The following is a 1,348-nucleotide window of genomic DNA, read 5'->3' on the forward strand; positions in this document are numbered from 1 at the left end:
CTTGAGCCGGCCATGCCGCTCCAGCGAAGGCAGCAACGTCGGAATCATTACCCGGAGCCGCTTGCCGCAGATCCGATCCGAGGCCTCCCACAGCGCCACCAGTGCATCCCTGATAGGGGCGCCATAGGTCGGCTTTCGCTGCCGCCGGGCCTCCGGCGAAATTGCGACATGGCTGGCCAGCGCCCGAACCGCGTGCTTGCGATGCCAGCCCGTCACCGCGCAAAGCTCGTCGAGAATGCGCCCCTTATCTGCCCGCCCTGCTGATCGATAGCGGTCTACCACCGCCGCCGTGATCTCGCGCCGCGCACCCATGCTGATCCGTCCTGCCATCGGCAACACCGATCCGATTCGGTATCGCGGCCCCACTCCTGACGGTCAGTTCTCCGGTAACATTCTTGATGAGGCAATGCGGGGTCCCTTTTGGATGCCGATAGGGGGTCCCAGTCGAACGCCGATTGACGCCCTGAAGCGCAGGGGGGCTAAGGAGCGCCCCAGGGCCGCCGTTCCATGCCGGCCGACGGCGGTAAGGCCGGCATGGGCGTGTATTAAGGATAACTGCCGGCGCGCGCCGCCAGTGCCTTAGTCGTTCTTGTCATGATGGTGATGGTGCTCATGGTGGTGATTGTGCCCACCCCCGTCCCTGCCACCCGAGGCCGCGATAGCTGTTGACGTGAGTGAGGTCGATAATAGCAGCGTCATTGCCGGAGGCGTCACGGCGGCAAACCTGCCGCAGGTCTTAAGGAACTCGCGGCGGTCATCCGTATCGGACATGGCGGTCTCTCCCATTTGCAACTGTCGGGTGTATTAAATCATCCCATTTGGATTAAATCAATTAAATAAAGTTAAGTTCCTCTTAATATTTAAAAGGACACCGCGAGGTTCGATGCTGTGTCGTCTCTATGCACACTTTTGGCACCTTCGCCCGGAACGCCAGCAGCCTGAGTTCGCCCGGTCTGTCTTGCGCCACATCCGCGTGACCTCAAAACACGAGCTCAAGGAGCGCATCATGGCCGGCATCGACGACGTCAATCGCCATCCGGTTGTCCACACCTGGTCCTACAGACTCGCCGAGGCTGCCTGATATGATTCGAACCAAAAAACGCTGGCCTAGTACCCGGAATCAGAGCTGAGTGATACGGCGACCCCTGAAAGGACGTTGGCGGACCTTTTTCTTGGTCCAGACGAAGGGCTCGGCTTTGTCGTTGTACGCGTTGACGTAGGCATCGATGTGTCCTGAAGCTGTTTGAGGCTTGTGAAGGAAGCACCGCTGAGCGACTGCCCTTGCAAGATCGAGAACCATACCTCGACCTGATTGAGCCAGGACGCGCTTGTCGGGGTGAAATGAAAT

The 1,348-nt window shown here is 59.6% G+C and carries 1 protein-coding gene and 3 pseudogenes; 1 reads left to right on the top strand and 3 read right to left on the bottom strand.

Annotation, left to right across the window (positions count from 1 at the left end; genetic code table 11):
- Positions 1 to 330 (bottom strand): annotated as a pseudogene (locus IVA82_RS14085) (transposase); the annotation flags it as partial.
- A 249-nt stretch (positions 331 to 579) separates the two neighbouring features.
- Positions 580 to 786, bottom strand: a complete 207-nt coding sequence (locus IVA82_RS14090) for a hypothetical protein (RefSeq protein WP_247389310.1) — start codon at positions 784 to 786, stop codon at positions 580 to 582.
- A gap of 154 nt (positions 787 to 940) precedes the next feature.
- On the opposite strand from IVA82_RS14090, the pseudogene IVA82_RS14095 reads away from it, so the two are divergent.
- Positions 941 to 1,081 (top strand): annotated as a pseudogene (locus tag IVA82_RS14095) (IS630 family transposase); the annotation flags it as partial.
- A 39-nt stretch (positions 1,082 to 1,120) separates the two neighbouring features.
- Here IVA82_RS14095 and IVA82_RS14100 read toward each other — a convergent pair.
- A pseudogene (locus IVA82_RS14100) lies at positions 1,121 to 1,348 on the bottom strand (IS630 family transposase); the annotation flags it as partial.

The organism is Bradyrhizobium sp. 142, from assembly GCF_023074015.1.
Taxonomy (GTDB): Bacteria; Pseudomonadota; Alphaproteobacteria; order Rhizobiales; family Xanthobacteraceae; genus Bradyrhizobium.

Bases quoted from the DNA above. Each gene is read 5' to 3' on its own strand.
- IVA82_RS14090 (WP_247389310.1), bottom strand. From the start codon at position 786: ATGGGAGAGACCGCCATGTCCGATACGGATGACCGCCGCGAGTTCCTT.